We start from the raw sequence: 6000 nt of genomic DNA on the forward strand, positions 1-6000 counted from the left end.
ACCATGACACCGAATCAACCGTTTCTCGCGTCCCAGCGCGATGTGCTGCTGCTGCTTTCCCGAGTCCTGCTTGTAATCCTGTTCGTGATGTTCGGCTGGAAGAAGATTGTCGACTTCTCCGGTACGATCGCGTTCATGGGTTCGGAGGGCGCGCCTGCGCCGATCGTGTCCGCGGCGATCTCCGTCGTGATGGAGCTGTTCGTCGGGATTGCGATCCTCGTCGGTTTCCAGACGCGGCCGCTCGTGCTGTTGCTTGCGCTGTATACGATCGGCACCGGCATCATCGGCCACCACTACTGGACGATGACGGGCGGCGAGCAGATCAACAACATGATTCATTTCTACAAGAACATCGCGATCTCGGGCGGCTTGCTTGCGCTCTGCGCGGCCGGCCCCGGACGTTTTTCGATCGATCGCGGATAAGCAGACCCGAGGCGCGTGCATGGGGCGCGCGTCGGACGGTCGAGACTTCGAGGGGGCATCATTTTGCGACTCAAATACTTCGCATGGCTGATTGCGGCCGCCACGCCGGCGGCTGCGTTTGCACAGACGAGCGTCACGCTGTACGGCCGGATCGACGGCGGCATCGAATACCTGAACCACATCGCGAAGCCGAACGGTGGCAGCGGGACGCGCTGGAGCGCGGAAAGCGGCGACTGGGGCACCAGCATGTTCGGGCTGAAGGGCGTCGAGGATCTCGGCGGCGGGATGTCGACGGTGTTCAACCTGGAAACCGCATTCCAGGTGATGAACGGCCAGACGGGCGGCGGGCGCATGTGGTCACGGCGCGCGTACGTCGGGTTGAAGAGCAACACGTGGGGCCAACTGCAGGCCGGCCGCAACCTGTTCATCGACAGCGACGGCGTGTGGGAATTCGATCCGTTCGTCCAGCAGGCGTTTTCGTCGGCGTCGCTCGTGCGTGGCCGCAACTGGCAGCAGAGCAGCAACAACATCGAATATCACAGCCCGGTGATCGGCGGCTTCGACGTGCAGGCGCAATACGCGTTCGGCAACCAGTCGCGCGGCTTCAACTACGGTGCGGCCGACGATTTCGGCCGCTCGGACGGGATCATGATCTCGTACCACTCGCCGGTGCTCGACGTGCGCGGCATCTACGACGAGCTGCGCGACAACAACGGCAAGTTCAGCAACATCTTTACCGCATCGCGCGAGTACTTCGTCGGGGCGAACGTGAAGGTGTCGAAGTTCAAGATCCAGGGCGCTTATACGCACTATCAGGCGCCGGATAGTCCGGCTGGTGTTGCCGATCGTGCGGATCATTACTGGCTTGGCGCTACCTACTCGGCTACGCCGCAGTGGGCCGTCACGGGTGGTGGCTACTACGTGAAGGTGGGTGATGGCGGCGGCGATGCGTCGCACGATCCGTCTGGGCACGCGATGATGTACGTGCTCGGCACTACGTACAACCTGTCGAAGCGCACGTTCCTGTATGGGACGGTTGCGTATGTACGTAACGGCGGGAATTCGAACTTCTCGCTGCTTGCGACGCCGCGGGATGCGACGTCGGGGACGAGTCCGATAACGGGCGAGTCGCAGACAGGTGCGTATGTGGGGATGATGCATACGTTCTGAGTGAGGCGGTTTATGTAGGTGAAAAAGGCACGGGCGGTCAAGGTCCGTGCCTTTTTGCGTTTACGGCGATTGCGAGGATCATCGCGACGAGCATATTGGTGTCGGCGGCCGGATTTGGATGCGTCGTGCCAGACGCGGTGGCCTTTATATCGCTGCCGCACGTCGCTCGGCCATCGGTTCGCCGGGGGCGCATGACGCGCATGAGCATTGCGTTGCCGGTAGTACACGCTCGAGGTGTTCACACTCTCTGACGTTTATGGCCTGGAAATTTGAGGCGAACAACGGTTATGCGATTTGTCGCGCTCTGACTGATGTGAGCTGCGATTCGATCCGTTCGGCCGACAGCACGGGGGTGTCCAGGCAGATTGCGCATCGGCGGCCAGGACCGCACGAAAACAGACGCCGACGCTCGTGCGGCACGCCGTGACGATGGAGTGCCGCGTCTTCATCCTGGCGATCACGATTTTGCCGGCGCCGTCGAATGCAGCCATTCGACGGGCCGCGAGCCCGTGCTTCCCGCGACATCGTTGATCGAAAGCATGATGTAAGCTGCGGGGGAGTCGTTCGGCGCGCCGCGATACTGAATGTGAAACATCATCAGCGTATGACGGGATGCATCACGATTTGACATGATGAATTCCGGCTCGGCGCGATTCAGCGGTTTGAACGCGCCGGCGCCCGAAGGCTCCCTGCAGCGGTCGGAATTCCGGGCCTTTTCCTATTTCAATGAGATACCAATCGGCCGCCCGGCGCTGCCCGGCGGCCGTTTTTGTTACTACACGGTACGGGGTAGCCTGATGGTTTCCGATCTGCTGAACAAGGCGCTGCGCACGCAATACGTGCAACACGGACGAATTGTCCGCCTCGATACGCCACTTGGCGAAGACTGGTTGGTCCCGCTTTATGTCCGGGGGCGTGCATGCCTTGGGCGAGACTTCGAATTCACGATCGACGCAACGTCGACGCGGCTCGAAACGATTCAGGCCAAGGCGCTGATCCGGCAATCCGTGACGCTGTGGATTCGGCAAATGGACGGTAGTGAAATGCCGATTCACGGTTATGTGACTGCGTTCAGTCGCTTGGGCGGGGACGGAGCCAACACCTACTACCAGCTCCGCTTCAATTCGTTCCTTGCGTTGCTGCGGCTCGGTAGTGACCGGCGCGACTGGATCGAAACACCCGCGCAACAAACCATATCCGATGTGCTGGGAAAGTATCCGCAGGCTGCCGGTAACTTTAGTTGGCAACTGCGCCAAGCGTTGCGTTCGTATTCTCAGCGGATGCAATGGGAATCCGACTGGAACTACGTCCATCGTACATTCGAAGAACTCGGCCTTTTTCCGCGTTTCGATATTGCGCAGGACGGCAAGTCTCACAAGGTCGTCATCATGGACGATCTTTTCTCGGTTCCCGAATTGAAACACAAGACCATTTCGTTTAGCCGCTCGGTACAGGACGAGGAATTCGACGGCCTGAGCGAATGGATCGATTCGCAGGAAATTCAGTCGGCCGAACTCGACACGGGCACGTTCGACTACAAACGTCCAGACCTTTCCAAGCACGTCACGATGCCCGCATTCGATCTTGACGATGTTCCGGGATTGGGCGAGCAGTACGAATACACAGGGGCGCATACGTGGTCGGATCGCGACATGGGCGAGACTCAAGCGAACTTTATTGCTGAAGAGTGGCGCTCGCGCGCGCAGCGCTTCCACGGGGTGGGGGCACTGCGTTGCGCATGGCCTGGTCGTTATGGCGTGCTGACCGGGCACCCCGTGCACGATGGGCAGTCGGAACAGGATCGCGAGATGGCGATTCTTTCCGTGAACTGGCTCATCCAGAATAACGTGCCGGGTCTCGAAAACCTGATGCGTTTTCGCAAGAGCGTGCGCACAGAGGTCGAGCAAGCGCGTGCGAACGGTACAGGTTCGTCCGTGCGCCACGACGATGGCGGCGTCGGATTTTTCCACGTCGAAATCGAAGCGCAACGGCGTTGCGTTGCGTTTCGCAGCCCGTTCGAACACAAGAAGCCCGTCATGCAGCTTCAGACCGGCATCGTCGGCGGGCCGGAGAACGAAGAAATCTATACGGATGCGATGCTGCGGGCGAAGGTTCGGCTGACATCCGATCGACTCAATGACGGCGACCAGAACGTGTCGGCGTGGATACGCGCGGCGATGCCCGATGCGGGCCACAAGCGCGGCGGCATGTTTCCGCTGCGCAAGAACGACGAAGTCTTGATCGGCTTCATTAACGGTGATTGTGATCGCCCCGTGATTCTGTCGAGAATGCATGGCGGCGAAAGCATGCCCGAATGGCACACGCACGGGCTGACCTCGGGCTTGCTGTCGCGCGAATACGGCGGCGAAGGTTACAACCAACTGATGATGGACGACGCCAGCGGGCAGAACCGTGTGCACTTGTACTCGACGAGTTATAGCTCGCATTTGCACCTGGGCTACCTGATCCAGCATTCGGGCAACACGCGGGGTGCGTTCATCGGGCAAGGCTTTGACCTCAAGTCATTGGGCTACGGTGCGTTGCGGGCCGAACAAGGGCTCTACGTTTCGACGCAACCCGCCGCGACCCAACCGCTGAGTGTGACGGCAGCGTCCGAACAGCTTACCCGCGCCGAAGCAATGCTGGCGACGACGTCGAAGGCGAGCCAGACAAATCGGGCGCAGAGCCAGCAAGACGGCCACGATGCGCTGAAAACCTTCACAGACGCAACGCAGCACCCGGTGGCTGGCAGGACCAAGGGCGGTCGCACGGCAGGCGGCGGCACGGGCAATGCAAATGGCTTCGCGAAGCCGATCATGCTGCTGTCGAGTCCGGAAGGCATTGCCGCATCGACGCAAGGGTCGGCGCATATCACGGCAAACAAGCAAACCAACGTGGTCGCCGGGGAGGACATCAATCTCGCAGCCGGACGGGCGTTACTCGCCAGTGTGTTGGAGCAAATCAGCCTGTTTGCGGAAAAACTCGGCGTCAAGATCTACGCGGCGAGCGGCCCGATCGACCTACAGGCGCAGAACGATTCGATGAGTTTGGCCGCGTCGCAAGATGTGAAGATTACGGCTGGCAAGAAGATGTATCTGTCGGCCGATGAAATCTGGATCGGCGCAAACGGTTCGTATATCAAGCTGACGGCGAACATGATCGAGAACGCAACGTCGGGGCAGATTGTAGAAAAGTGCGCGAATTGGGAGAAAGCGGGAGCCGCAAGCGGCACGCTGAAAAACCCGTTGCATTCGTCGCCGGTATCGGCCGACGGCGGTCGTTTTACGCTGTTCTCCGGTTGAATCGCGCAGCCGGTATCGTATCAACATAAGAAATTCTGAAACCGAATCCGAGTCGGGAATCATGAGCAAGACAACGCCTAAAAAGAAGCACCACCCACCGGCCGCCCCAAAATCGGCCCCCAAACCTGCCGAACCGGCGGATACACCACTGAGCTGGGCCTACCCCTTCACGCCGGTAGGCAAGAACGACGCAGCCGACCCGATGACGTATTTCAGGGCGCTGGCGAAGTGTGAGAACGGCTTTTATCCGTTGGGCGTCAGCGGCGTGTGGCACGGGGGCGTGCACTTCTCCGACGGCAGTGCGGAAATGCTGAAGCAGGACGGCGGCGTGCGCGCGATTGCGGACGGCAAGATCGTTGCGTACCGGCTGAACACGAAATACGAGGAAACGCAGTACCCGGACAACAGTCTGGCGCACTTCTCGACGGGCTTTGTACTGGTCCGGCATGAACTGAAATTACCGCCGAAACCGGCCCCGAAGGAACCCGCGAAACCGGCTCCGGCATCGGCCCCCGCATCGGCTCCCGCGCCTGCATCGACTAACGCCACGCCTCCGGCACCGGCACCGGCCAATAACGAGCCGTCCAACAGCAAACCGGCGAACGACAAATCCCTCGTGTTTTTCAGCCTGTACATGCACACGATGGATTGGGCCAGCTACCAGAAGGCGATTGAGCAGGCGAAATCGAACCCGAAGCCTGACTCGGCACTTCCCGCGCCGATGTCGTATTGGGAAGGCGAGCGCTACTATCGTGTGGGCAACAAGGCGAAGGACAAGCAAACCGTTTCAAAACCGAAGGCGCCTGCGCAGCCGCCCGAGAAGCGGACCGATGGGGCCGACGATCTGCCGATTAACAACAGCGATCGAAAGGAATCGCCGCCTGCGGATAGCGATCAAGATGTCGATCTGCCGGCTCCCCAGGCAGGTTTGCACATTCGGGAATTGCCGAACGGCAAGAGTAAAATTATCGGGATATTACCGACTGGGGCCGAAATCATTGCAGGCGAAGAGAGGTGGCCTCGCTCATTCGGACAGTTTTCTGAGATTTTTAAGTGGAACGTCCGAGGCAATCATGCTGCCGATTTGATCGCAGGCAGCGTCGCG

The 6000-nt window shown here is 60.0% G+C and carries 3 protein-coding genes and 1 pseudogene; all 4 read left to right on the top strand.

Features of this window, described 5'->3' with window-relative positions; genetic code table 11:
• The first annotated feature begins 3 nt into the window (after positions 1–3).
• Positions 4–423, top strand: a complete 420-nt coding sequence (locus HWX03_RS33835; RefSeq protein WP_175874270.1) for a DoxX family protein — start codon at positions 4–6, stop codon at positions 421–423.
• Positions 424–486: 63 nt separating this feature from the next.
• The gene (locus HWX03_RS33840; protein WP_174387596.1) at positions 487–1593 is read left to right on the top strand and encodes a porin; all 1107 of its coding nucleotides are present in this window, start codon (positions 487–489) and stop codon (positions 1591–1593) included.
• A 797-nt stretch (positions 1594–2390) separates the two neighbouring features.
• A complete protein-coding gene (locus HWX03_RS33845) occupies positions 2391–4895 on the top strand; it encodes a type VI secretion system Vgr family protein (protein WP_175874280.1) in 2505 nt (834 codons plus the stop codon).
• Between the two features lie 61 nt (positions 4896–4956).
• Positions 4957–6000, top strand: a pseudogene (locus HWX03_RS33850) (lytic transglycosylase domain-containing protein); the annotation flags it as partial.

The sequence above is a fragment of the Burkholderia sp. BCC0397 genome (assembly GCF_902832865.1).
Taxonomy (GTDB): Bacteria; Pseudomonadota; Gammaproteobacteria; order Burkholderiales; family Burkholderiaceae; genus Burkholderia.